This window comes from Tenacibaculum sp. Bg11-29, from assembly GCF_002836595.1.
Lineage (GTDB): Bacteria > Bacteroidota > Bacteroidia > Flavobacteriales > Flavobacteriaceae > Polaribacter.
The window spans coordinates 599088-624053 of sequence record NZ_PJBB01000003.1 but is presented as its reverse complement, the minus strand read 5'-3'; the positions used below and the strand labels follow the sequence as shown (position 1 = coordinate 624053).

The following is a 24966-nucleotide window of genomic DNA, read 5'->3' as shown; positions in this document are numbered from 1 at the left end:
AAAGCATACACATTCGTTAATTTATTAATGTGTGTTTTAACAATGCACGTATTTAAAATTTAAAAAAATGTTCAAATTACATTATATACTATTGATAACATTTTTAATGTTATCAATAAAAGGCTACTCACAAACTATATTTAAAGGGAAAGTAGTAGGCATTAAAAACAAACCAGTTGTTGGAGCTGCAATTATCTCAACAGCAAATAAAAAGAAAGGAGTTGGTACTGATTTTGAAGGTAACTTTATAATTAAATTAAAAAATTCAAGAGTACAGATAACAAGTGTTGGTTATAAAACGAAAACGATTAAACTTATTAATGATTTTAATGAAATCGTATTAGAAGAAGATGAGTATAGCTTAGATGAAATTATTGTTTCAGCAAGTAGGGAGTCGCAGAAACGAACAGAGGTTCCTGGAGCTATTGGTATTGTTACTTCAAAAGATATTGAAGAAACAAAAGCCTTTGGAGTTGATCAATTAGTAAATCAAGTTCCGGGAGTATATATGAGTTCATCAATGGCAGTAAGTAACGAGCAGCATATGATGGCTATTCGTACACCAATAGCAACTAAAGCATTATTTCTATATTTAGAAGATGGTTTGCCAATTAGACCTGTAGCAGTATTTAATCATAATGCGCTTTTAGAAATGAATAGTACCTCATTTGGTAGAGTTGAAGTTTTAAAAGGACCAGCGTCGAGTATTTATGGTAGCGAAGCAATTGGTGGTAGTATAAATTTTATTACCCAAAAGCCAAGAAAAGAATTTGGAGGATCATTTGGTATAGAAGGAAACTCCTTAGGATTACAAAAAATTGAAGCAGAGGTTTCAATAACTGCATTAGATAAATACGGATTTTATGTAGGGGTACATAAAGTACGTCGTGTAAACGGATTAATTGAACATTCAGATTATGAGAAATTTGCAATTACTTTTAAGAATGTAAATGATTTTAGTGAATCTTTACAATGGACAAATACGGTGTCGTTTATAGATTTTCGATCTGATATGGGGTCAAGTTCTTTATCAGAAGAAAATTACTTAGCAGGTAAATATGAAAGTAACCATACATTCGCAGAAAGAGAAGCAAGATCACTACGCTTTCGATCTACATTAGATAAAGTTTGGAATGATAATAATAAAACCTCATTCAATTTCATTTATCGTAATAATGAAATGAATCAAATTCCATCATATCGAATATCTACAAGAAGTGAATTTGGTGAAATTAATTCCAATAAATTTAAAAGTGTTGTAGGTTTAATTCAACATAAAATAGATTTCAATTTAGCTGATGCATCATTAATTGTAGGGGGGACTATAGATTATTCTCCACAAGAATATTATGCAAAACAAATTAGCGTTACGTACGATGCTACCACCAAAAAGTTTATTGATTATGACCTAACTAACAATTATAAAATGTTTTATGATGCTGATATATTAAACTATGCAAGTTATGCACAATTTGAAATATCACCTGTTAATAATGTAAAGTTTACTGCTGCTATTCGCTATGATGGTTTTAGTTATGATTATGATAACAAAGATGAAGGAGCTTCTGGAGTTGAAGACCAAAAAGTTACTTACAATAATTTTGCTCCAAAAATTGGGTTAAATTATAATCTTAACAAGAGGTCAGGTATATATGCTAATTATTCAAAAGGATTTACACCACCTCAAATAGGTTCATTATTTAGAAATAGTGGTTTAAATGGTGATTTGTATGAATTAAAACCAGCAAAATTTAATAACTTTGAGATTGGAGCCTATGCAACTTTAAATTCAAACATTAAGTTAGATCTTGCTATTTATCGTTTAGATGGTAAAAATCGTTTTGTTACAACTTCTGACGATGCAGGGAATTATTTATCTCAAAATGCAGGGGAAACACGCTCACAAGGTGTTGAGTTAGGGTTTAACTGGAAAATAACTGATAATTTAGAATTTGATTACAATGGTAGTTATGCAAGTCATAAATACATAACTTTTACTGAAGCTGCTAAAGATAGAAAGACAGGAACTTATTTTACCATAGATCGTTCTAATACCGCAATGCCAATTGCACCAAAATATATTGCTTCAACATCTTTAAAATACAAACCCATAACTAATTTATTAGTAACCTTACAGCACGAACAATTAGGTGAATATAATTCAAGTTTTGAAGGAGCTGCTAAAGTAAATGGTCAATCAGGGCAAACTACGGTATATGATGGTCATCATCTTATTAATTTAAAAGCAAGTTATACTTATGGGAATTTTGAAATTTGGGCACAAGGCTTAAATTTATTTGATAAATTATATTCAACAAGGGCTTCATATCGCTATGGTTCTGTTAAATATAGTGTAGGAGCTCCTGTTTCTTTTTATGGAGGAATTAAATACAATTTTTAATAATTAATTTATTCTAGAAATTCTCAATGATACAAAATGTTAAGTGTTATTGGGAATTCAATCTCAAACAATGAAAAAAGATAAAAAATTAAATCAATGGTTTTGGAAATGGCATTTTATTGCAGGAATCATTTCATTACCTTTTGTATTAGTACTTTCTATAACGGGAGCAATTTATTTATTTAAACCAGATGTAGAAAAAGAAGCAATAGCTAATATCCAGAATATAGAAAGTACTCAGGCTATAACGGTTTCTTATGAAAAGCAATATGCAAATGCAAAGGAGTATTTAAAAAAGAAGCCGAATACATTAATTCTAAATAATGAGGTTGCAAAAAGTAATGAATTTATTTCAGGAAGGTTTGGTGGTAAAAAAAGTGTTTTTGTAAACAAATATACAGGTAAAGTTTCTGGAAGTTTCAGTGCTAAAAATACTTGGATGTATACTGTTCGAAAACTCCATGGAGAATTATTAGGAGGTAAAGTAGGTACAAAAATCGTAGAACTAATTGCTAGTTGGATGGTTGTTTTAATTTTAACAGGACTGTATATTTGGTGGCCTTTTTCTAAAGGAATAAGGGGAGTTTTTATTATTCGATTTAAAGAAGGAAGAAGAACTTTGTATAGAGATTTGCATGCTGTAACAGGTTTTTGGATATCTATTTTATTGTTAATTATTTTGGCTGGGGGGTTTCCTTGGACAGATGTTTTTGGAAGTAATTTTAAATGGGTACAAAAAGTAACCAATACAGGATACCCTAAAACATGGAATGGACGCGATTTAACTTCTGTGTTAAAAGAAAAAAGAATTACGATTGAAGAGATGGTTTTGATTGCTAAGCAACAAAACTTACCAGGAGTAATCAGTTTAGGTTTTCCAAAGTCAGCAAAAAGTACTTTTAGTATTTCTAACCAAACATTTCCTTTAGATGCCCAAAAAATGTTGCATTTTGATCAGTATTCAGGTAAACTAGTTAAAGAACACACTTGGAATGATGTTGGTTTCTTAATGAGAGGACGTATGTGGGTTATGGCATTTCATCAAGGAGAATTTGGAGCTTGGAATTGGTGGCTAATGTTTGGCATAGCAATTGCTTTAACTGCCATGAGTTTAGCAGCTATAATATCTTTTTTTCATAGAAAACAAAAAGGAAGTTGGGGAGTACCAAAGGTTTCAACTAAATTTAAATTAACAAAAAATAATATAATACTAATTATAGGGCTTTCAATCTTGTTTCCTATGTTTGGCTTTAGTGTAATTTTGATCTTTTTATATGAGAAGTTCCGTGTTTTAAAATGGAATAATTAAGATAAATTTCACATAATTTTAAGAGAAAAGATTGTAAGTTTACTGCTTCAAAAAGACTAACGATAAGTATAAATAAACTAAAATACATAGTATGAAAAAATCAATAGTATCAATTTTTATATTTACAATTGCACTTGTGTTTACAAATAAAGCAGTTGCACAAAAATTTGAAGGATTAGATAAAAGTCCAATGGATGCAGCAGCATACCCAAGTAGCTATAGAGTTTCAGATAAATTGGTAAAAGTGGTTTATAGTCGTCCACAACTAAAAGGAAGAAAAATTTCTAAATTAGCACCAAATGAAAAAGTTTGGAGAACAGGAGCTAATGAGGCAGCTGAAATTACTTTTTACAAAGATGTTAATTTTGGAGGGAAAGATGTAAAGGCGGGAACATATACGTTATTTACAATACCAGGAGATAAAGAATGGACAGTGATTTTAAGTACCGCTAAAAATGTTTGGGGATCTTATTTTTATAATGAAACTGAAGATGTTGCTAGAGTAGCAGGTAAAGTTTCTAAATCGGAAAAATTAGTTGAAGCTTTTTCAATTGCTTTTGATGGAGAAGATAACAATGCAAATATGTACTTTGGTTGGGGTAAAACGATAGTGTCAATACCTGTAAAAGGATAAAAAATAAATTCTTTTAAAGAATAAAAATATATATTTTCATTAAAAATCGCAAACATTTGTTTGCGATTTTTTTATGCTTTTATTTTAAAAAGAGATCTGTTTTATTGTTCCATACAATAACCGTAAATTTGCAGCTTCTTAAAAGAAATACAATGCAATACAATCATCAAGAGATAGAAAAGAAATGGCAACAGTTTTGGGCAGATAACCAAACATTTAAAGCCAGTAATGAATCGGAGAAACCTAAATATTATGTGTTAGATATGTTTCCTTATCCATCAGGAGCAGGACTACATGTAGGGCATCCATTAGGTTATATTGCATCTGATATTTATGCACGTTACAAGCGTCATAAAGGCTTTAATGTATTGCATCCGCAAGGATATGATTCTTTTGGATTACCAGCAGAACAATATGCAATTCAAACAGGGCAACACCCAGCTATAACAACTGAAACAAACATAAAAACATACCGTCGTCAATTAGATACTATCGGATTTTCTTTCGACTGGTCTCGTGAGGTTCGTACTTCTAGTCCAGAATATTATAAATGGACGCAATGGATTTTTATTCAATTATTTAACTCTTGGTATAATAAAGATACTGATAAGGCAGAAGATGTTTCTACGTTAATTTCAGTTTTTGAAACAGCAGGAAATACAACGATAAATGCAGTTTCAGACGAAGATATTACTGTTTTTACGGCAGATGAATGGAAAGGATTCTCTTCAGAAAAACAACAAGAAATATTATTGCAATATCGTTTAACCTATTTATCTGATACCGAAGTTAACTGGTGTCCTGAACTAGGAACTGTATTAGCAAATGATGAAATAATAAACGGTGTTTCAGAACGTGGAGGACATCCAGTAGTACGAAAAAAAATGACCCAATGGTCTATGCGAATTTCAGCATATTCACAGCGCTTGTTAGACGGTTTACAAAATATCGATTGGCCGCAGCCTTTAAAAGATAGTCAAACAAATTGGATTGGTCGCTCACAAGGAGCAATGGTAACTTTTAAAGTTGATGCTTTAGAGGCACCAGAAAGTGGTGTGAAATTATCGTACAAAGAATTAGAAGCATTAAAAGAAATGCGTTTAAATCTTTCTAAAGCTGAAGAAGTTCTTTGGAATGAATTAAAAAATAAAAAAGGAGCAGCAAAATTTAGAAAAAAATATACCATTGGTACATTTTTAGTAGATTATGTATGTTTAGCAAAAAATATAATTGTTGAGTTTTCTGGTAAAGAAGACGAAGCAGCAAGAACTTCTTATTTTACAAGTGAAGGATTTAATATCGTTCGTTTTACTAATGAAGAAGTTATTGAAAACGTTTTAGGAGTTGTCTCAAAAATAAATAATACGATACAATTTGCAAAACCTGTTGAAAAAACAACAGTTGAGGTAATTGAAACAGCCATTCAAAACGATTATAAAATAGACGTTTTTACAACAAGACCAGATACTATTTATGGTGTATCGTTTATGACGTTGGCACCAGAGCATGAATTGGTGTCACGAATCGTGACTGATAAACAAAAGAAAGCTGTTTATGCTTATATTAAAGCAACGGCAAAACGTTCTGAAAGAGAAAGAATGGCAGATGTAAAAACGATCTCAGGGGTTTTTACAGGAGCGTATGCTTTACACCCATTTACAGGTAAACAAGTGCCAATTTGGATTGGTGATTATGTTTTAGCAAATTATGGAACAGGAGCAGTTATGGCAGTTCCTTGTGGAGATCAACGTGATTATGATTTTGCAAAGAACTTCGAATTAGCTATTCCAAATATTTTTGAAAATGTAGATATTTCTGAAGCTGCACATGCAGATAAAGAAGGAACAAAAATTGCAAACTCTGATTTCTTAGATGGTTTATCGTATAAAAAAGCGATGAAATTGGCTATTTATGAAATGGAAAAACAAGGCTTTGGTTTTGGGAAAATAAACTATCGTTTACGTGATGCCGTATTTAGTCGTCAACGTTATTGGGGAGAACCTTTTCCTGTTTATTATAAAGACGGAATGCCTCAAATGATTGATGCAAAATATTTGCCAATTGTACTACCAGAAGTAGAAAAGTATTTACCTACTGAAGACGGGAAACCACCGTTAGGAAACGCAATTGAGTGGGCTTGGGATATTGAGAAAAATGAAGTAGTAAATAATAGTTTAATTAACAATAAAACTGTTTTTAATTTAGAACTAAATACAATGCCAGGTTGGGCAGGAAGTTCTTGGTATTTTAACCGTTATATGGATGCTACGAATACTGGTGAATTTGTAAGCAAAGAAGCTGCTGATTACTGGAAAGAAGTAGATTTATATATTGGAGGTTCAGAACATGCAACAGGACATTTATTATATGCTCGTTTTTGGCAAAAATTCTTATTTGATAAAGGAATTGTTCCTGTTGATGAATTTGCAAAAAAACTGATTAACCAAGGAATGATTTTAGGAACTTCTGCACTTGTGTATGAAGCAATGTTTGAAGGTAAAAAGAATAACCTGTATATTTCTGCTGATTATTTTCAAGGAGAAAATCAAATAACAGAAACTGAGAAAGACGATAAATTATGGTCTCGATTAGATAAGAAATTACAAGAGGCAGGTCTTACTGAAGAAAATGAAGAGACTTTATCTTATAGACCTATTCATATTGATGTAAGTACACTTGAAGGTGATACTGTAATTAATATAGATAAGTTAAAAGATTGGAGAGACGAATTTAAAAAGGCAGAGTTTGTTTTTGGAAGAAATAATGAGTTTTCTTGCTACCGTGAAGTTGAAAAAATGTCTAAACGTTGGTTTAATGTTGTTAATCCAGATGATATTTGTGAAGAATTTGGTGCAGATGCATTGCGTTTATTTGAAATGTTTTTAGGGCCTTTAGAACAAACGAAGCCTTGGAAAACTTCTGGTATTTCAGGAGTATATTCATTCTTGAAAAAACTTTGGAAATTATATATTGGTGAAGAAGGTGTTATTGTAACGGAAGAAGAACCAACTAAAGAAGAATTAAAAGTTTTACATAAAACAATTAAAAAAGTAGAAGAAGATATTGAGAATTTCTCATTCAATACTTCAGTTTCTACTTTTATGATTGCTGTAAACGAATTAAATGCTTTAAAATGTAATAAGCGTGCTATTTTAGAACCATTATTAGCTTTAATTTCACCTTATGCTCCTCATATAGCAGAAGAGTTATGGAGTAGATTGGGACATACAGAATCAATTTCAACAATTGAATTTCCTAAATTCGAAGCATCTCATTTAGTAGAAAGCTCTAAAAATTACCCTGTTTCATTTAACGGTAAAATGCGTTTTACTTTAGAGTTATCATTAGATTTATCGAAAGAAGAAATCGAAAAAATTGTAATGGCAGACGAAAGAACGCAGGCTCAATTAGGAGATATAACACCTAAAAAAATAATTATCGTTCCTGGAAAAATTATTAATATTGTAGGATAAAAGATAAAGTTAATTATAAAAAAGAAGACTTTTTAAAATTTTAAAAAGTCTTCTTTTTTTGTTTAAAATAATTCATTATGGATTTTTATGAAACATTAGGTTTGTTAGCAGCTACATTAACAACGGCTTCATTTTTACCACAAGTTTACAAAACATGGAAAACAAAGTCTACTGAAGGATTATCTTTAGTAATGTACTCCGTATTTTTTGTAGGTATTGTATTGTGGTTAATTTATGGAATTCATTTAAAGAGTTTACCAATGATTTTAGCAAATGGTATAACGGCTGTATCCTCACTATTTTTAGTGATAATGAAACTTAAATATAAGTAAGTAATTTTAAGATGTTTTCAATATAATTATAAATTATTAAAGATAAAGAATGAGTAAGATATCATTAAAAAGCTCTTGGCTTTTTTTATTAATACCTATCGGAATTATATATTTTGTAGTTGTACCAGAACTTGAAGCAAAATATAAAGGGTATAACAATAATCAAGTTACACTTCAAAAAGATATTCAAACATTAGATTCTTTAAAGCAATTAAATACGTTAACACGTAGTGGTGAACATTTGATTAAAAAATTAGGAATTACGGTGCCTATTCATAAAAAGGTTTATGGAAAAGAGAAGTTTTTGTTTTATAAAACAGGAGGTATGTTACTTGTTTTAGTGTTTATGGGAATAGGTATGGTTACAACAAGTTACCTTTCTAATAAGAAAAAAACAGTTCCTAAAAATAAACAAGTAGATTTTACTTTTGAAGATCCTGATAATGACTTAATTGGTAAACAAACATCCTGGGATGCCTTAGAAAGTTCTGGTAGTAATTTTGCTAGTGAAGTATACAAAAAAACAGTACAAGGTTATAAAATAACAGCGAGTTCATTTACAAAAGTATTTGCATGGAGTTTTTTCTTAATAGGATTAAACTATGTAGCAATTTCGTTTTATGAATATTATCAAACTTATGATATTCCACTTACTTTTATGAAAGGAGGGAAATTGTTTTTTACTTCAGGAGGCCCATTTTTATTAGTTGGAATCTTATTACTTTTTATGTTTTCTCCAAAAGTGTTTATAAACACTTTAAAAAGAAAAATTATTGTTGATGGTAAAATCATACCTTTTAATGAAGTTTATTCATTACAAGTATTAGAAAAGTTTACTGAAGGAGGAAGTTCATCTGGAAGTTATTTTTCGTACGAGTTAAATTTAATTACGAGTAAAGGAACTAGACATAATTTATTAAATCACGGAGATAAAACATATATATTAAGTGATATGATGAAAATTAGTAAGTTATTAAAAGTACCTGTTTGGAACAAAGGAGTGGCTTAATAGTGATTAAATAAACTTTTAGTAATTTACACTTCAAATAGAAGAGAGTCTGTGAATATGTTATTGTGTAGTAAACATTCTTTAAATGTTCGGTATTTTTATAATATTAATGAAATTTCAAATGATATTTGGAAGGAATTAGATTGTGAAAGTAACAGGTATTTTCATAGAAAATATTTAGAAGCATTACAACTAAATAATTCGAGCATAAAATTTGCTTACATAGTTTTATTGAATGAAAATAATTCACCCGTAGCTTTGGCAACTATTCAAATAGTAGATTTTTATTTAGATAGTGTTCAGAACGATATGCAATCTGTTGTAGAATGGGTGAAATGTATGGGGAGAAAATTAGGTCTTATACCGCCAGAAAACGTTTTTAAGATACTTACCTGTGGAAATACTTTTGTAAGTGGTGAGCACGGAGTTTTTATAAAAGACAATCAAGATAAAAATACAATTATTAGAAGTATAGCTAAAGCTGTTGTTGATTTTGAGAATTTAAGTGCTAAAAATTCTGCTGATGTTTTTATGTTTAAAGATTTCGAAAATATATCAGAGTTTACAACATCATTACATGATGAAGGTTATAATTCGTTTAATGTAGATCCTAATATGGTTTTACATTTAGAACCTAATTGGAGCAGCTTAGATGATTATTTAACAGCATTAAAAACAAAATTTAGAGTAAAGGCAAGAAAAGCATTTAAACTAAGTGAGTTGTTAAAAACAGAAGATGTTACAGCTGGAAGGCTTTCTGAGTTGTTTCCAGAAATGACTTCACTTTATAAAACCGTATCGACTAAAGCTAGTTTTAATTTAGGTGACTTTAATTTAAAAACCTACAAAACGTTAAAGGAAAACTTAGGAGATAATTATATTTTAAAAGTCTATTGGTTAGAAGATAAATTAGTAGGTTTTTTATCAGGAGTTTTTAATCAAGAATCATTAGATGCCCATTTTGTAGGGATAGATTATGTAAATAATAGACAGTACGCTATATATCAGCGTATATTATATGACTATATATCTTTAGGTATAGCAAAGAAAGTAAAGACAATAAATTTTGGAAGAACAGCTAGTGAAATTAAAAGCTCGGTAGGTGCAGTTCCACAAGATTTAACTATTTATTTACGTCATAAAAAAACGATTCCAAACCGTATCTTAAGTTTATTTTTAAATAGAATTCAGCCTTCAGAATTTACGCAAAGGCATCCATTTAAATTAAAGGACTAAGAGAAAAAGTTAATTATAAAAATGAAAAACACACAAGAATTATTAAATATTCTAACATTAGAAGATATTGGAGATAATAACTATAACGGAATTAGTAAAGATATTGGAAGCCCAAGTGTTTTTGGAGGGCAAGTTTTAGCACAATCGTTAAATGCAGCTTATAGAACTGTTTCAGAGAAGCGAACATTACACTCATTACATTCTTACTTTTTAGAAGCTGGAGATTTAGATTTACCAATAACATACAATGTGCAAATTATTCGTGACGGTGGTAGTTTTTCTACTCGTCGAGTAACAGCATTTCAAAAAGATAAAACAATTTTTATATTGGCTTGTTCTTTTCATAAGAAAGAGAAAGGATACGAGCATCAAATGCCTATAAAAAAAGATATAAAACAACCTGAAGAATTATTTAGTTGGACAGATATGTTAAATCAGTTTGGCGACTTTTTACCTAAAAAACTAAAATATTTTTTAAGTATCGAACGTCCAATAGATTTTAAACCTGTTCAGGTTGTAAACCCTATGGATGCAAAAGATTTACCACCAGTTGTTGATGTATGGTTTAAGATAAAAGGAGATGTTGTTAATTTAACATTGGCTCAGAAGCAACAAATCTTAACTTATATTTCAGACTACAATATTTTAACAGCCTGTTTAAACCCAAATGCAAGTGTTGCTAATTTTGGAAATACACAAATGGCAAGTTTAGATCACTCAATGTGGTTTTATCGTGATTTTGATTTTAGTGATTGGCTGTTGTTTTCAATAGAAAGTCCTAGTGCTTTTGGAGCGCGTGGATTTGCTTGTGGTAATATTTATACTAGAGAAGGTGTATTAGTAGCGTCAGTGGCTCAAGAAGGTTTAATGAGAGCAATTAAAAAGTAATTTAGATTATTATACCAGTTCTAATTTAAAATAACCGTAATAAATCGCCCTTTTTTCCTTTCTATTTCAGAATAAAAAGAAACCATAGTCAAGGCTATTCTTTAGTTTTGTTATTCATATAAAGAAAAAAATCATCATTTTATTTAACAGTGATTTCAAACAAGAACTGGTATTAGTAACAAAAAAAACCGAGTGAATTTCACTCGGTTTTTTGTTTTTATAAAAATAATCTTTATACGTTTTTACTACTTATATGAAATTCTTCATAAGTTTCTAATAAGCTCATAAGAGCAGAAACTAAATCTTGAGTTTCGAGTAAAACACTAAAGTATAATGTCGTGTTTTTAGGACTTGTTTCGTCTGTTCTAATACGAGCTACTTGCTTTTCTATAGAATCAGAAACATCTTTTAATAACTCTTTCTTTTCATTAATAATGTGTGTTAAGTTATTGAAACTTCTGTTCTCGAAAGTAACACTAATATCATCTAATAGCTTAGAAAGTGTATTGTCAATATGTTTTAAATCTTTTAACTGACCTTTCTTTAAATTCTTATGATTGTTATTTACATGTTTAAAACTTGCTCTAGAAATATAACTAATAGATTGTGCAACATCTTGTAAGTAACCTAAAACTAAAATGTAAAATCTACTAGCTTGTACTGAGGTATCATCTAATGATTTAATAAAGTAGAATACTCCGTCTTTTAAACCATCAATTTCATCATTTAACTTACCTACGTGTTTATCTGTTTTACGTAGTTTATTTAAATCGTGATTTGCTAAGTCATTTACAACGCTTGTATATAATTTATTTACACGTGTTGCAACTTCAGCAATATGATCAGCACTTTCTTCAATTACTCCATTTATGGTAATTAATTCAGCTCTTTCAAAGTGCATTTGTTTTTTAACTTCTTTCGATTTTTTTCTATGTATTAATGTGTTTCTTCCTATTAAAAGAGCTACTACTAATAATAAAACAGGAATCATAACCGTACTAAAGCTAATTAAATAAGCTACTATTGCTGCTGCTAAAAATGCAGTTAAAGCGGTTAAAAACCATCCACCAATAACATTAATTACACCAGCAACTCTATAAACTGCACTTTCACGTCCCCAAGCTCTATCAGCTAAAGAAGTACCCATAGCAACCATAAAAGTTACATAAGTTGTAGACAATGGTAGTTTCATAGATGTTGCAATTGATATTAAAATACCAGCAACAATTAAGTTTACAGCTGCTCTTACTAAATCAAAAGCAGGCATTTCATACGTTTTGTCTTTAGGTAATTCAATTACTGGTTTTTGAAACTTAGAATCTACAAAAGCTAATGTTTTTGCAGGGAAAACTTTACGAATACCAATATTAACTGCCATTGCTGCTCTTACAACAATTCTAGATAACGGATTTGGTTGAAATTTTTCATGCCCTTCACCTTGTCTAGATAAATCAATACCAGTTTTAATTACGTTTTGAGCTTTACTAGAAGTCCATAATGTAATAACCATAATAGCACCTGCTAATAAAAGTAAATAAACATTAGAAGGTACTTTCTTAGCTAAGATTCCCATAGAAAAAGCATCAGCTGAAACACCAGAAACACTCCAAGCTTCATACGAATTCCACGCTGCAATTGGTACACCAACAAAGTTTACCAAATCGTTACCCGAAAATGCCATTGCTAAAGAGAATGTTCCTACTCCAATAATTAATTTTAAAACATTTACTTTAAAGAAGCTAATTAATGCTTGAGAAATTAAACTCCAAACAACAAAACTTCCAGCAATAATTAATAATGTATTCCCTTCAATTAAGTGCTTAATATCTTTATAAAAAGGAGTTCCTTTCATTCCTTTTATAATAATAAAATAAGTAATTGCAGTAATTGCAAAACCACCAAATAAAGCATTGATATATGTGGCTCTTTTTTCGAAATTGAAAGAGTATATTAATCTAGATATAAACTGAACAATAGCACCTACAGAAAAGGCAACTACAACAGAGAGTAGTATTCCGTTTATAATTTCAATTGCTTTTTTATGATTGATATAATTCCAAATATCTGAAATTGATTGCGTATCACTAGAAGAAATTTTAATTAAAGAAATACATACTGCAGCTCCTAATAATTCGAATACAATAGATACCGTAGTTGAAGTAGGCATACCTAATGAATTAAAGATATCTAATAATAAAATATCAGTAATCATCACCGCCATAAATATGAACATAATGTCTTGAAACATAAACATATTCGGGTTGAAAATACCTTTTCGAGCTACTTCCATCATACCACTAGATGTAATGGCACCGAAGAACACACCTACACTAGCAATTATCATAATGTTTCTAACCTTAATAGCTTTAGAACCAATTGCTGAATTTAAGAAATTAACAGCATCGTTACTAACACCTACAACTAAGTCAACAACAGCTAAAATAGCTAAAGCGACAAGCATTAAAATATATGGATCTCCCATTTTTACTTTTTTTGTTTTTTTACAAATCTACAAACACTACCATTGTGTGTATGTTAGGTTTATGTTATGTTATTGTTTCTTAAAAATGAATATCTACCTGTAAGCGGCACATTAACTGGTTTGTTTTATCAGCTAAATCTAAATAACTCACATCGGTTTGTACTTTTAATTTGTGTCCTGCAATGTATTTTGATACCCCTAATGTATATTGGTTTTCTGCTCCTTTTCCTGTTATAATTTTATCTAAGTTAATATTAGTATAACGACCAGAAAGTTCCCAGTTTTTTGAAAACAAGTAGCCAGTTTGTAGGTTTAATCCGCTACCTACTTGTACGATGTCTCCAGTAACAGTACCATCTGAATTTTTTGCAATAGGGTCTTTAGCATCTCTGTATGCATATTCTCCCATAAAAGAGAACCCTTTATATTTAAACATTGCATCAATAAAAAGCGTAGAAATATTTGTTCGATAGAAACCAACATCATTTTTCATGTAAGAACCTTGGTTACTTCTGTTTTTAACAGCGTTGTTATTAAAATCATAACTAGTACCAATAGCTAATTTTGGAGATGCTTCTCTTTTTAAATCACTCCCTTTATAATCTCCTTTACTTTTAAAGTTACCAAAAGGTAAAAAATCTAAACGAGCTGTGTATTGGTGTCCTCCAAGGTTTCCTGTAGTAACATTTCGCCCTTCTCCTTGCGCAATTGATAAAGCTTCACGCACAATAAAATTATCAGATATATTAAAATGATGTCTTAATTGAATTCCCATATCTCTATCAATATTAAACCTTTTGTTTAATAAAGAACGATCTACCATTTGAAGATTAGCAGAAGAAACTACACGTTCTCTATTTCCTGGTAATTTTGTTTGTCCCATCCATAATTCGAAGTTTTTATGAAAATTCCATTTTAAAACGGCATCTAAAATATATCTAGGTGCATTATTAGTAAATTCTGAAGCACCACCAATATCTCTATTAGTTAGTCCTAATTCCATTTTATATTTTAATTTTGGAGAAAAAGCAAAACCATTAAATTTTAATCTCGCTCTTCTTACTAAGAAAGAAGAAGAAGGGTTTGATAATCCGTCAGCATTAGAGTCCCATTGTGCGATTGTTAAAAATTGCATTCTTGCTCCAATTTTCATAGACCAAGTACTATCTTTTCCTATTAGATTAAATAACCCTTTTCCAAATTTAGGCGCATTTGTTTGTTGTGCATGTGCATACGATAACACAAACATACTTACACAAGTAAGTGCTGTTTTAAAATTCATTAGTGTTGTTTATTAGTTTTTGTCGCTGCAAATAACTAATACTAATGTTAATTTATTGTTAATAGGGTATTAAATAAAAAAACTGCCTTGGCCAAAGGCAGTTAGCCTGATAAAAAAGTCGACAAAAACTAATATTTACCTAATGACTTTATTTCTTAAATAAGAAGTTTCAAAAGTAGTGCTTCATTCTTATCTTAATATTAAGTGTGATTTAACAAACCGTTATCTATTGGGGTTAGGTGAAAAATTAATCGATATATTCTGAAATGTTTTTAGAAGTTTCTAAAACAGTTCTTTTTATTTGCATAGTACCATTCTCATTGGTAATCACATGCCATTTAATAAGAGTAATTTGGTTGTTTTCTATTTCAAGACCTGTTATGCAACGTGGATGCACACAACTACCATCATTAAAATGTGGAAGCTCGTTTGGGGCAGGAAAACGTGGGCGGTGCGTGTGACCAGTAATAATCATTTGATTATTGTTTTTTTTTATCCACTCTTCAAGACGGCTTTCAACTTTTATATGTCCTTTAAAATTTTGAGCAGGACTTGTAGGGTCTTTTATACCTACTAATTGTAATGGTCTCCATAAAATTTGTACTAAAAACCTACTTAATTTCCAAAAGGTGTAGTTAAACCAATCAGCTTGATGACCATGTAATAAAAAAATAGATCTTCCGTTTTTTTGTTCCAATTTAATAGCTTCAGAAAAAGAAATATTTATCATTAATTCTTTTTCTTTACCATCAGTAACATCATAGTAATAATTTAAGTTTTTCTTTACTTTTTTAGGATTTTTATAATCCATATCATGATTTCCCCAAATTAAATGTAGTCGGTTTTTTTCGTGAAACTTTTTTAAAAGTAAAAAAACATCCTTGTTTGCATTAAATATGTTTACAAATTTATTTTCCCAGAGTTCATCACCATCACCTAATTCAATATAAGTAAAGTCTTTTTGTAAATATTGAGATAAGGCATGATGAAATATTTTTCTATTATGAGAAAAATCATCAGCAAAACTATTATCACCTCTATGGCAATCTGAAAATAGAATGTATTTAGATTCCTTAGATAATTCTAATTTTTTGGCATTTAAAAAGGCGTTTGTTATTCGATTATTAGATGACATTTGCTTTTGTAAATATTTAGAATATAAATATGCATATTTTTTTCTAAACACTTTAATAACGTGTAAAATAAATATATGATATTTTGAAAAATTTATTTTAAGGAGCAATTGATAATTTTTTATCCTAAAAAGTCTTGACCTCACTAAGCTTAATGGTAAAGAGCAACGTTTCTATTTATAATTAGTTGCCGGTTTTTAATTTATTTATTTTTAATCATTCATTTTAAGTAACTTACGCTCTGTAATATGGATAGTCCAATGTTGCAAATTATTTTAATAAAAATTAATTTTAGAACCCTTCAAAAATGAAAAAAAAGTATTTATTAGTCCCGTTATTGTTTTTGTGTGCTATTGCACCAAATGTTTTTAGTCAAGAAAAAATGTTTTATGCTACACTAGAAACTGCGGATGCTTTAAGTTTAAAAGCAAAAGCATCAAAAGAAATCAAGATTATTTCTTCCCAAAATGGTTTTAGTGCAGTAAAGTTAAGTAATAAAGCTGCTGAAAAGCTACATCATATGGTCTTAACACATGGTCCTGGTTTTATTTATGAAGCATCAGAAAAAGATGCTCTTAAAACAATTAAACAATTACAAAACCGAAATAGCAATCAAAAAAGAGCTAGTTACAGTATTTCAGAAGATCAACTAGTAAATCAAGGTATTAATTTGGTTAATAACACGAATATAGCAAACCATATTAAGGAGCTCGAAAATTATGGAACTAGGTATCATACTACCCAAAAGGCAAGACAGTCAGTTCTTGATTTAAAACAAAAATGGGAAAGTATGAAAGGAAGTAGAACAGATGTTTCTGTTAGAATAGTTGAGCATAATAGTACTTCAATGCCATCTGTTATAATGACTATTCAAGGAAGTGAAACACCTAATGAATATGTTATAATTGGTGGACATATAGATTCTATAAGTCCTGAAAATGAAACAAATGCACCAGGTGCAGATGATAATGCATCAGGAATAGCGACTATTACTGAAGTTGCAAGAGTGCTTTTTGAAATGAATTATAAACCTCAAAAAACGATTGAATTTATGGCTTACGCTGCAGAAGAAGTTGGGTTAAGAGGATCTAAGGAAATTGCTCAAGATTATAAAAATAGAAATATAAATGTTTTATCTTATTTACAGTTTGATATGACTAATTATAAAGGTTCACCTAAAGATGTTTACATTTCTGATGACAGTTATAATAGTAGTGCATTGAATGGTTTTTTAGCTCAGTTAATGGATCATTATAATTCATCAGGAACAAATAAATTCACCTATGATTATACGCGATGTAATTACGGATGTTCAGATCACTATAGTTGGGCGCAACAGGGATATGACGCAGCTTTTCCTTTCGAAGCTTCTTTTAATGATTCTAATCCATATATTCATACCGTAAATGATACTTTTAGCCGTTCTGTTACAGCTAATGCAACACATGCAGCTAAGTTTGCTAAATTAGGAATTGAATATTTAATTGAGATAGCAAAAAAAGAGGGAGCTGTTACTCCTGTTGTTTATTGTGATTTAAAGGGAGGAAATGTTAATGATGAATATATTCAAAATGTTACACTAGGTACAATTAATAATAATTCAGGAACAGTGAATGGGTATCAAGATTTTACTAATTTATCTACCAGTTTAAATAAAGGAACTTCTTATGCATTAACGATAACACCAAAATGGACAGGTAGTAAATATAATGAGGGATATGCTGTTTGGATAGATTATAATCAAGATTCTGATTTTAATGATCCAGGAGAACAAGTTTGGACCAAAACACCTTCGAAAACGAGTCCTGTAAGTGCTTCTTTTGTTATTCCTGCAACTTCAAAATTAGGGAAAACAAGAATGAGAATTGCTATGAGTTATAATGCAGTTCCTACTTCTTGTGGTACTTTTGAATATGGTGAAGTAGAGGATTATTCTGTGATTATATCAGAAGGAAGTGCTGATGGTATTTGTGACGGTGTAGCAGCATATGATGCTTCTAAGAATTATCAGGTAGGTGAAAAAGTCGTGTATTCTAATACTTTATATGAAAGAGAAAATGCTGGTTGGAATAAAATAGGAAGTTGTACTAGTGCTAATTTGTCTAGGAATAATTTTATTAAAAAATTGGTAAATGATAAAAACGTACTATTTTCTAGTCCTAATCCTGTAGTAGGAGATAAATTTACAGTTAAAGTTTATAATGAATTGTGGCAGCATAGAGATATTTATATTTATAATGTGAACGGAAGTTTAGTAAAAGAAGTAAAAATGTCTTCTGATACGAACAATATTGATGTTTCTAATATAAAAACAGGTGTTTATTTTATTACGTTAGAAAAAACAGGAAAAAAGTATACTCAGCAGTTTATTAAAGAATAATGCCAGTTATTCTAAATTAGAAAAAAACCCCAAGCTTTTAAAGTTTGGGGTTTGTTTTGTTAAATAAATTATTTTTTACCAACAGAAGAGAAATCATCTTTGTCTTTTACTTCCCATTCAGAATTCGAAGCATTTGTACCAGCACTTTTGTACCAATCTTTAGTGCCTTTAGTGATTATTGTTTTTCTAATTAAAGTATGGTCTTTAGTAGCGTTATCGGTATCTGCAACTTTCCAACCAAACCCTGGATCTTCACCAATTGTTCCAATAACATCTATTATTACGTCGTTTTTTATAAGCGAAATAGCATCATCACCATTAAAAATAGCTAGAGATGATGAAAGATCACCTTCATTTTTAATATGACTATTGGCACTAGAATTATAGATAACAATTACTTCTCCGTTTGTTAAATATGTATTGGTTAGGGTGTTTAACTCTAGCTCTTTGGTGGCTACTGAAGAGCCGTTACGGTATAGTTGTAATTTATAGTTGGCTAAATTTATAGTAGTACCAGTGCCGTTATAAATTTCAATATATTTATTATTACTAGATCCTTCTGCGTATTCTGAGAAGTATAAATCGGTACTAGATTCCGAACCATCTCCAACAGAGGTACAAGTATAAGTTTCGGTAAAGTTTATATCTGTTTTATTTCTAATGTGTATTTGAACTCCGTTAAAATTAGTCATGACTCCTGTAATAACCCCTTTTTTATCACTCACTAGATTATTAGCAAACGAGGCATCTGTTTTTGCAGGAATAATTTTTAATTCGTTAGTGCAATTTGAGGTTAATGTGTTTTCTGATGCGTAATTTTTTGTTAAGTCTTTAAATTGAACGTTTTCAATTTTAACTAATTTACTTTCATAGTTTCCTGATAATGCTTGTTCAATTGTTATTAATTCGGGAACAGGTAAGGAGCCAGTTGTTTTATTTATAATATTTGAAGAAGTTAGGTTCAATTGTAGTACTCCATTATTTTCAGTTAAATTTAATCCACCTACAGCAATTTCTATTTCATCACCTAAGTTTAAATTATGAATGTCACTGAAAAACAAGGAAATTCCAGCTGTTTTATCTTGAGCAAAAGCTTCTTTATTGGTTATGTTTTTTTCGCTTAAATCAGAGGTAACAACTACTTTTATTTTTGAGTTTTGATTGATTTTTGTTTCGACTCCCGTAAATAAGGATTTTATATCAGCTAGCGAAGCTTCAGTAGGATTATTAAAACAACCATATTCTTCATTAAAATCAATATCATTCGTATTTCTAATAGTTAAATATTTTTTATCATCGAGCATATTAAAAACACCAGTAATACTTCCTTTTTTATCTGGAATAAACAATGATTTAAAAGATGTAAAAACACTATTTGTAAGAATTAATTTTTCGGAAGTATTACATGAGATAATCGACCTGTTAATCACATATTCTGAGCTACTGTTTGGAGTTGCATATTGTAATCCTTTTATTTCAGATTGAACATTGTTTACTTTAATAAGTGTATTTGTGTGCTTTTCATTTAATTCTGAAATATCCAATAGTGTCGGTGTTACGTCACTAATTTCAGAAGACCTATCTATAAAATAAACATAATCATTTACACTTATTCTCTCTATTCCGTTCCCAAAAGTATTTTTACTTCCTATTTGATAATTACCATGAGTTTTATTTAAAAATAACCCTTTTAAGTTGATGAAAATTTTTCTACCTATAGCATATCTTGCACTTAAATTTGTGTCGTTTATTTTTATTTCAACACCAATCGTTGGGTCTGTGGGGGTATCTTGAATGAAAATTGATTTATAAAAATTACCATCTTTATCACTCGAAATTACATACCCAGAAGTTGTAGTTTCTTCCTCAAATGTTACAAGATTACCTTGGTGTAAGTTAGCGATATCACTCAATGATTTAAAATTTACATACTCTTTGTCTTCTCCTAAAGTAGGAATTGAGAAGTCTTCATTGTTTATGCAAGAGCAAAGAATAATAAAAAATAGTCCAATAGGTTTAAAAATGTTTTTTGTTTTCATGCTGTTTTTTTAAAATCTATAATTTATATTTAAGAAGTAGGTTGCGCCTCTACCGTACCAGTATTTAGTTCCGAAATTGGGAGTTCCATTTACTTTATCTTTACTTTCTAATTTGTAGTTCGCAGTTCTTCCTTGTTCGTAGCCTCCTGTTTTATATTTTTCATTAAGTATGTTATTTAAACTCGCAAAGAATCCGATGTATTTGCCTTTACCAATGTTCCAAGTTTTCCCTCCAATAGCATTTAAGGTAAAATAGGCGTCAAATTTTTCTTGTGAAAGTAGTTTTCTTGCTAATGCAGGATTAAAATTTGGAAAAAATTGACTGTCATCAGAAACAAAAGAAGTAGTTCTTTTTATTATTGAAGGAGATACGTAGATGTTATCTAAATAATTAAGTGTCATTCCTATAAACCAATAGTTAGGATCTCTGTACTCGAAACCGAAAGAATAAGCTGTTTGAGGACCTGAAGCAATCCTGTAATTTTTTAGGTTAGCCCTTCCGTAATCTTTAATTCCGCTATCATTAAAGCCAGCATTACTAGATTTTGTGCTAATCTCAGAAGCTAATGTTACTGTAGGATTATTGCTATAGGTGTATTGCCCGATATTGGCAGCTGCTTTTAATTTAAAGCTAGATAATACTTGTGCTTCAATACCTATTTCTGTTCCAAAATGTTTTTTATTTATTCCTGTTGTTATTTCCTGAACAAAAAGATTATCAGCCCCAGTAAAGTAAAAAGCAATATTAGTTGCATCTTTAATTGTTGTGTAGTATCCTGATAATTTTGCGGTAATAAAGGGTGTTCTTACAATATAGCTAGCATCTAAAGATGTAATTTTTTCATTATTTAAACTACTCACCTCCGCAACAGTTAAGTTATTGAATCTTGAATTTACAAATGAGTTTCGTATAGATGGAACTTTACTAATGTATCCCCCGTTAAAATCTAGTAAATGACGACCCGAAATTTTATAAGTGAAACCTGTTTTGACTCCGTAACCAAAGTGATTTATTTTTTTAGATTTACCAAAAGAGTTTGGTATTGTGGCGTTTGTTGAGCTTCCTGGGTAGATACCATTTTTATATAAACCTTCTCTTTGGTGTGAGGTGTTATTAATAGCACTAGCAATATAAAAATCTATTTTATTGTATTTAAATTGTAATTGAGTAAAGCCACCATAAACTTGCGACATTAGTTTGTAATTGTACTTAAATTTATCGCCTTTTTTTACCACTCGATTAGGGTTTAGTAAGTCGTTTTGAAGATTATCATTACCAATATCTCCAAATTTATTAATGTCTAAATACCCGCTTGCACCAAATAAATCTAATACATTGGCAAAGTTTTCAGAATTTATTTTTTTATATTTTAAGTTACCACTTAACGTAATGTTGTCGGTTAATTCAGCATTTAAATTCGTAGTTACTGTTATGAGTTTAGCATCGTTACGATCTTCATAAAGAGCAAACAAAGCATTGTTATTCGTGTTTTTATTTCCAATATATAAATCAAGCCAATTCAACTGTCCATCATTTTTAAAATTTACGAACGATTTATAGGCATTTGCATGATCTGAGCCATAAGAGTTATTTAAAAAATAATTAGGTAGTTTTCTGTAATAAGTAGGGCTTGGATCGTTACCTCCATTAAAATCAATTCGACTATTACCTGTTTCTCCAAATTGATATGCAATTCCTGTATTTAAAGATGTTTTGTTATTTAATTTCCAATAGTGGTTTAGCATAAAAATCGGCTCATTAATTCTTTTAATTCGAGCATTTCTAATTTTTCCGTTTTGATAGCCCCAATAAGGATTGTATGCTGTTCCTTTTAAATTAAAAACTTCTTGTGTGTTCGCAGCAGATTTACCTCTGCTATTTTTAGCTTGAATGGCTGTGAAGTTTAAACTATGTTTTTTGTTAATTTGTTTTTCTAAAGAAGCAAAAATTGAATAAGCATTGTATGAAGTTCCTTCAGTAAAACCTTCGTTAGCGTGTCTTTTACTTGCCGATACGGTAAATGCCCAGCTATTTTTTAGTAAGCCCGAGCTGTATTTAGCCATTAAACGATGTGAATAGCTTCTATTTGAAGAAGCGTAAGAAATACTAGCACTTTTTTTATAATAAGAAGCACGAGTATTAATGTTTGTAACTCCTAAAACACCACCGAAAGAATAACTAGATGGAGATAATCCGCTGCTAAAATCTTGATTTCTTAATACACTATTTAAGCCACCCCAATTGCTCCACTGCGGGCGACCGTTATAGTGTTTATTCATTTCAATACCATTAATAAGAACCTTTGCGTTTTCAGAACCTAAGCCTTTTATACTGTAAAAAGAAGCACTCCATTCATAAGTAGCAGCACGTAAATAGGTATCTTTTGATGATTGTAGCAAACCGGTAATATTATCAGCAATGCTAGAGTCATCATTTAGTTCATCATCTGTAAGGGTTATTGTACTTAAATCTATATCATTAGAAGCATCTTTATATATTGAGATAATTCCTAAATCTACAAGACCTTCCGTTATTTGAATAGGAATGTTTTGAGTTTTAAACCCTTTTAAGGAGATTATAATAACCAATTCTCTCTTAGGTAAATTGTTTAGCGTAAAAGCACCATTAAAATTAGTTAAGCTAGTAAAATTTATTTCTTTTACACTTATTAAAACACCTTGTAAAGGTTTATCAGAATCGCTATTTATTACAATTCCTTTTATAGCATTTTGTGCGCTTAAATTTAAAAAACTTAAACACGTTAATAGTATTGTTACGGTAAAGATCCTCATAAACACTTATTTATAGTTTGTTTATTGGTCTTAATTCACCGTGAAAAGAAAATAAAAGGAGGGAAGTAAAAATAATAAATATTAATTTAAATAATAACTTTTTTTTATATTAAATTCTAGGTAAATTGTTGGTTGTTATGTATATGGTGTTTTTTTGTCATGTAAAATTTATGAAATGAGAAAGATATTAGGAATGTTTGTTATACTTATAGTGCTATTTTTAGGAAAGGTAACAGCACAAAAACAATATAAAATAAGAACGATAGGTTTTTATAATCTAGAGAACCTTTTTGATACTATAAATGATTTAGAAAAAAACGATGAAGCAAGCCCTATAATGGAAATTAAAGGCGATCGAGAAAAAATTTATTGGGATAAAATAGATAAACTAGGGCAGGTTATTTTACAGCTAGGAGCAGATAAAACAAATACGAGTCCTGCAATTCTTGGGGTTGCTGAGGTAGAAAATGAAAAAGTACTTGAAGATTTAGTAAACTCTAAAAACCTTAAGGATAAAAATTACGGAATTATTCATTTTGATTCCCCTGATAAACGTGGTATTGACGTTGCTTTATTGTATCAGAAAAAATATTTTAAACCAATACATTTTGAGGTTTTTAACCCTAATATATACAAGGAAAATAGAAAAGTATATACGCGTGATATTTTATGGGTTTCAGGATATTTAGATGAAGAATTAATTCATGTACTTGTAAATCATTGGCCTTCTAGAAGAGGTGGAGAAGCAAAAAGTAGTGTGTTGCGAGAAAAAGCAGCTTACAAAGTAACCCAAATAATAGCAAAAATTAAGAAGAACGATATAGCTCCGAAAGTGTTTGTTATTGGCGATTTTAATGATGATCCTATTAATGCAAGTTTTAAAAAGGTATTAAAAACAAAAGAAAAGAAGCGAGATGTTAAAGAAGGAGATCTTTATAACCCATATGAAAACATGTTTCGTCGTGGTTTTAGTACCTTAGGATATAGAGATAATATTAATTTGTTTGATCAGATTGTAATAACATCTGCATTATTAGATAAAGGAGAAAAAGATTTTTCTTCTTATAAAATGTTTAAATCGGGTGTTTTTAATAAAAGATTTTTAACTGAAAAGAAAGGGCGTTTTAAAGGGTACCCTTTTCGAAGTTTTTCTTACGGAAAATATACTGGTGGTTATAGCGACCATTACCCTGTGTATATGTATATAATTAGGGAGAATAAAAACTAAAAAAGGTATAAAACTGACTCTCTTTTTTAACGTGAGTTCGATAGTAAATTGTATCGATACGTATACTTAAAAAGTGAAAAATGTGAGGTCGATCGTAGTCGAGACTTCCTCATTATAATCTAAATGCTCTTGAAGCTTTGTTTGCTACTTTTAATAAAAAAAAGCCATTATGTTTTAATTAGTACTGTTTATGAAAAAGGTTTTTCTATAATTTTTGTACACCGAAAATTATAGTAAAAAAAGTGAGTGTACAGGGCTGTACACTGAGAAAAAATAAAAAGTAAATGGGTGTACATGTTTGTGCACTTGTTTAATTTAAAAAATATAGCAGTGTACATTAATAGACT

15 protein-coding genes are annotated in these 24966 nt (G+C 30.0%); 10 read left to right on the top strand and 5 right to left on the bottom strand.

Features of this window, described 5'->3' with window-relative positions; translation table 11 throughout:
* Positions 1 to 67 precede the first annotated feature (67 nt).
* The 8 genes from CXF68_RS02900 (at position 68) to CXF68_RS02865 (ending at position 11282) form a co-directional block, all read left to right on the top strand.
* Positions 68 to 2401 (top strand): TonB-dependent receptor, encoded by a 2334-nt coding sequence (locus CXF68_RS02900; protein WP_101042848.1) that lies wholly within the window; start codon positions 68 to 70, stop codon positions 2399 to 2401.
* Positions 2402 to 2471: 70 nt separating this feature from the next.
* Entirely contained in the window at positions 2472 to 3710 is a 1239-nt protein-coding gene (locus CXF68_RS02895; protein ID WP_101047310.1) for a PepSY domain-containing protein, read from the top strand.
* A 91-nt stretch (positions 3711 to 3801) separates the two neighbouring features.
* A complete protein-coding gene (locus CXF68_RS02890) occupies positions 3802 to 4344 on the top strand; it encodes a DUF2911 domain-containing protein (RefSeq protein WP_101042847.1) in 543 nt (180 codons plus the stop codon).
* Between the two features lie 152 nt (positions 4345 to 4496).
* Positions 4497 to 7817, top strand: coding sequence for a class I tRNA ligase family protein (locus CXF68_RS02885; RefSeq protein WP_101042846.1), 3321 nt, complete (start codon positions 4497 to 4499; stop codon positions 7815 to 7817).
* Positions 7818 to 7894: 77 nt separating this feature from the next.
* On the top strand, positions 7895 to 8149 hold the full coding sequence (locus tag CXF68_RS02880) for a SemiSWEET family sugar transporter (protein WP_028889940.1): 255 nt from the start codon (positions 7895 to 7897) through the stop codon (positions 8147 to 8149).
* 49 nt (positions 8150 to 8198) lie between these two features.
* Positions 8199 to 9158 carry a hypothetical protein gene (locus tag CXF68_RS02875; protein WP_101042845.1) on the top strand — a complete coding sequence of 320 codons (960 nt, stop codon included), beginning with the start codon at positions 8199 to 8201 and terminating at the stop codon, positions 9156 to 9158.
* Between the two features lie 57 nt (positions 9159 to 9215).
* Positions 9216 to 10394, top strand: coding sequence for a GNAT family N-acetyltransferase (locus tag CXF68_RS02870; RefSeq protein ID WP_101042844.1), 1179 nt, complete (start codon positions 9216 to 9218; stop codon positions 10392 to 10394).
* A gap of 21 nt (positions 10395 to 10415) precedes the next feature.
* A complete protein-coding gene (locus CXF68_RS02865; protein WP_101042843.1) occupies positions 10416 to 11282 on the top strand; it encodes an acyl-CoA thioesterase II in 867 nt (288 codons plus the stop codon).
* A 232-nt stretch (positions 11283 to 11514) separates the two neighbouring features.
* On the opposite strand, the gene CXF68_RS02860 is transcribed toward CXF68_RS02865, so the two are convergent.
* From CXF68_RS02860 to CXF68_RS02850, 3 genes are all read right to left on the bottom strand, one after another.
* Positions 11515 to 13764 (bottom strand): inorganic phosphate transporter, encoded by a 2250-nt coding sequence (locus tag CXF68_RS02860; RefSeq protein WP_101042842.1) that lies wholly within the window; start codon positions 13762 to 13764, stop codon positions 11515 to 11517.
* A 79-nt stretch (positions 13765 to 13843) separates the two neighbouring features.
* Entirely contained in the window at positions 13844 to 15046 is a 1203-nt protein-coding gene (locus CXF68_RS02855; RefSeq protein ID WP_101042841.1) for a porin, read from the bottom strand.
* A 247-nt stretch (positions 15047 to 15293) separates the two neighbouring features.
* Positions 15294 to 16181 carry a metallophosphoesterase gene (locus CXF68_RS02850; RefSeq protein ID WP_101047308.1) on the bottom strand — a complete coding sequence of 296 codons (888 nt, stop codon included), beginning with the start codon at positions 16179 to 16181 and terminating at the stop codon, positions 15294 to 15296.
* Positions 16182 to 16486: 305 nt separating this feature from the next.
* On the opposite strand from CXF68_RS02850, the gene CXF68_RS02845 reads away from it, so the two are divergent.
* Positions 16487 to 18559 (top strand): M20/M25/M40 family metallo-hydrolase, encoded by a 2073-nt coding sequence (locus CXF68_RS02845; protein ID WP_101042840.1) that lies wholly within the window; start codon positions 16487 to 16489, stop codon positions 18557 to 18559.
* Between the two features lie 68 nt (positions 18560 to 18627).
* On the opposite strand, the gene CXF68_RS02840 is transcribed toward CXF68_RS02845, so the two are convergent.
* Entirely contained in the window at positions 18628 to 20598 is a 1971-nt protein-coding gene (locus CXF68_RS02840; protein ID WP_101042839.1) for a DUF5689 domain-containing protein, read from the bottom strand.
* Positions 20599 to 20607: 9 nt separating this feature from the next.
* Positions 20608 to 23391, bottom strand: a complete 2784-nt coding sequence (locus CXF68_RS02835; protein WP_101042838.1) for a carboxypeptidase-like regulatory domain-containing protein — start codon at positions 23389 to 23391, stop codon at positions 20608 to 20610.
* 175 nt (positions 23392 to 23566) lie between these two features.
* Here CXF68_RS02835 and CXF68_RS02830 point away from each other — a divergent pair, with 175 nt between their 5' ends.
* Complete coding sequence (locus tag CXF68_RS02830; protein ID WP_101042837.1) at positions 23567 to 24619, top strand: endonuclease; 1053 nt, start codon at positions 23567 to 23569, stop codon at positions 24617 to 24619.
* Positions 24620 to 24966: the final 347 nt, after the last annotated feature.

Coding starts and splice junctions, on each gene's coding strand:
- CXF68_RS02830 (WP_101042837.1), top strand. CDS start 23,567: ATGAGAAAGATATTAGGAATGTTTGTTATACTTATAGTGCTATTTTTA.
- CXF68_RS02855 (WP_101042841.1), bottom strand. CDS start 15,046: ATGAATTTTAAAACAGCACTTACTTGTGTAAGTATGTTTGTGTTATCG.
- CXF68_RS02850 (WP_101047308.1), bottom strand. CDS start 16,181: ATGTCATCTAATAATCGAATAACAAACGCCTTTTTAAATGCCAAAAAA.
- CXF68_RS02865 (WP_101042843.1), top strand. CDS start 10,416: ATGAAAAACACACAAGAATTATTAAATATTCTAACATTAGAAGATATT.
- CXF68_RS02840 (WP_101042839.1), bottom strand. CDS start 20,598: ATGAAAACAAAAAACATTTTTAAACCTATTGGACTATTTTTTATTATT.
- CXF68_RS02870 (WP_101042844.1), top strand. CDS start 9,216: ATGTTATTGTGTAGTAAACATTCTTTAAATGTTCGGTATTTTTATAAT.
- CXF68_RS02875 (WP_101042845.1), top strand. CDS start 8,199: ATGAGTAAGATATCATTAAAAAGCTCTTGGCTTTTTTTATTAATACCT.
- CXF68_RS02845 (WP_101042840.1), top strand. CDS start 16,487: ATGAAAAAAAAGTATTTATTAGTCCCGTTATTGTTTTTGTGTGCTATT.
- CXF68_RS02895 (WP_101047310.1), top strand. CDS start 2,472: ATGAAAAAAGATAAAAAATTAAATCAATGGTTTTGGAAATGGCATTTT.
- CXF68_RS02880 (WP_028889940.1), top strand. CDS start 7,895: ATGGATTTTTATGAAACATTAGGTTTGTTAGCAGCTACATTAACAACG.
- CXF68_RS02890 (WP_101042847.1), top strand. CDS start 3,802: ATGAAAAAATCAATAGTATCAATTTTTATATTTACAATTGCACTTGTG.
- CXF68_RS02900 (WP_101042848.1), top strand. CDS start 68: ATGTTCAAATTACATTATATACTATTGATAACATTTTTAATGTTATCA.
- CXF68_RS02860 (WP_101042842.1), bottom strand. CDS start 13,764: ATGGGAGATCCATATATTTTAATGCTTGTCGCTTTAGCTATTTTAGCT.
- CXF68_RS02835 (WP_101042838.1), bottom strand. CDS start 23,391: ATGAGGATCTTTACCGTAACAATACTATTAACGTGTTTAAGTTTTTTA.
- CXF68_RS02885 (WP_101042846.1), top strand. CDS start 4,497: ATGCAATACAATCATCAAGAGATAGAAAAGAAATGGCAACAGTTTTGG.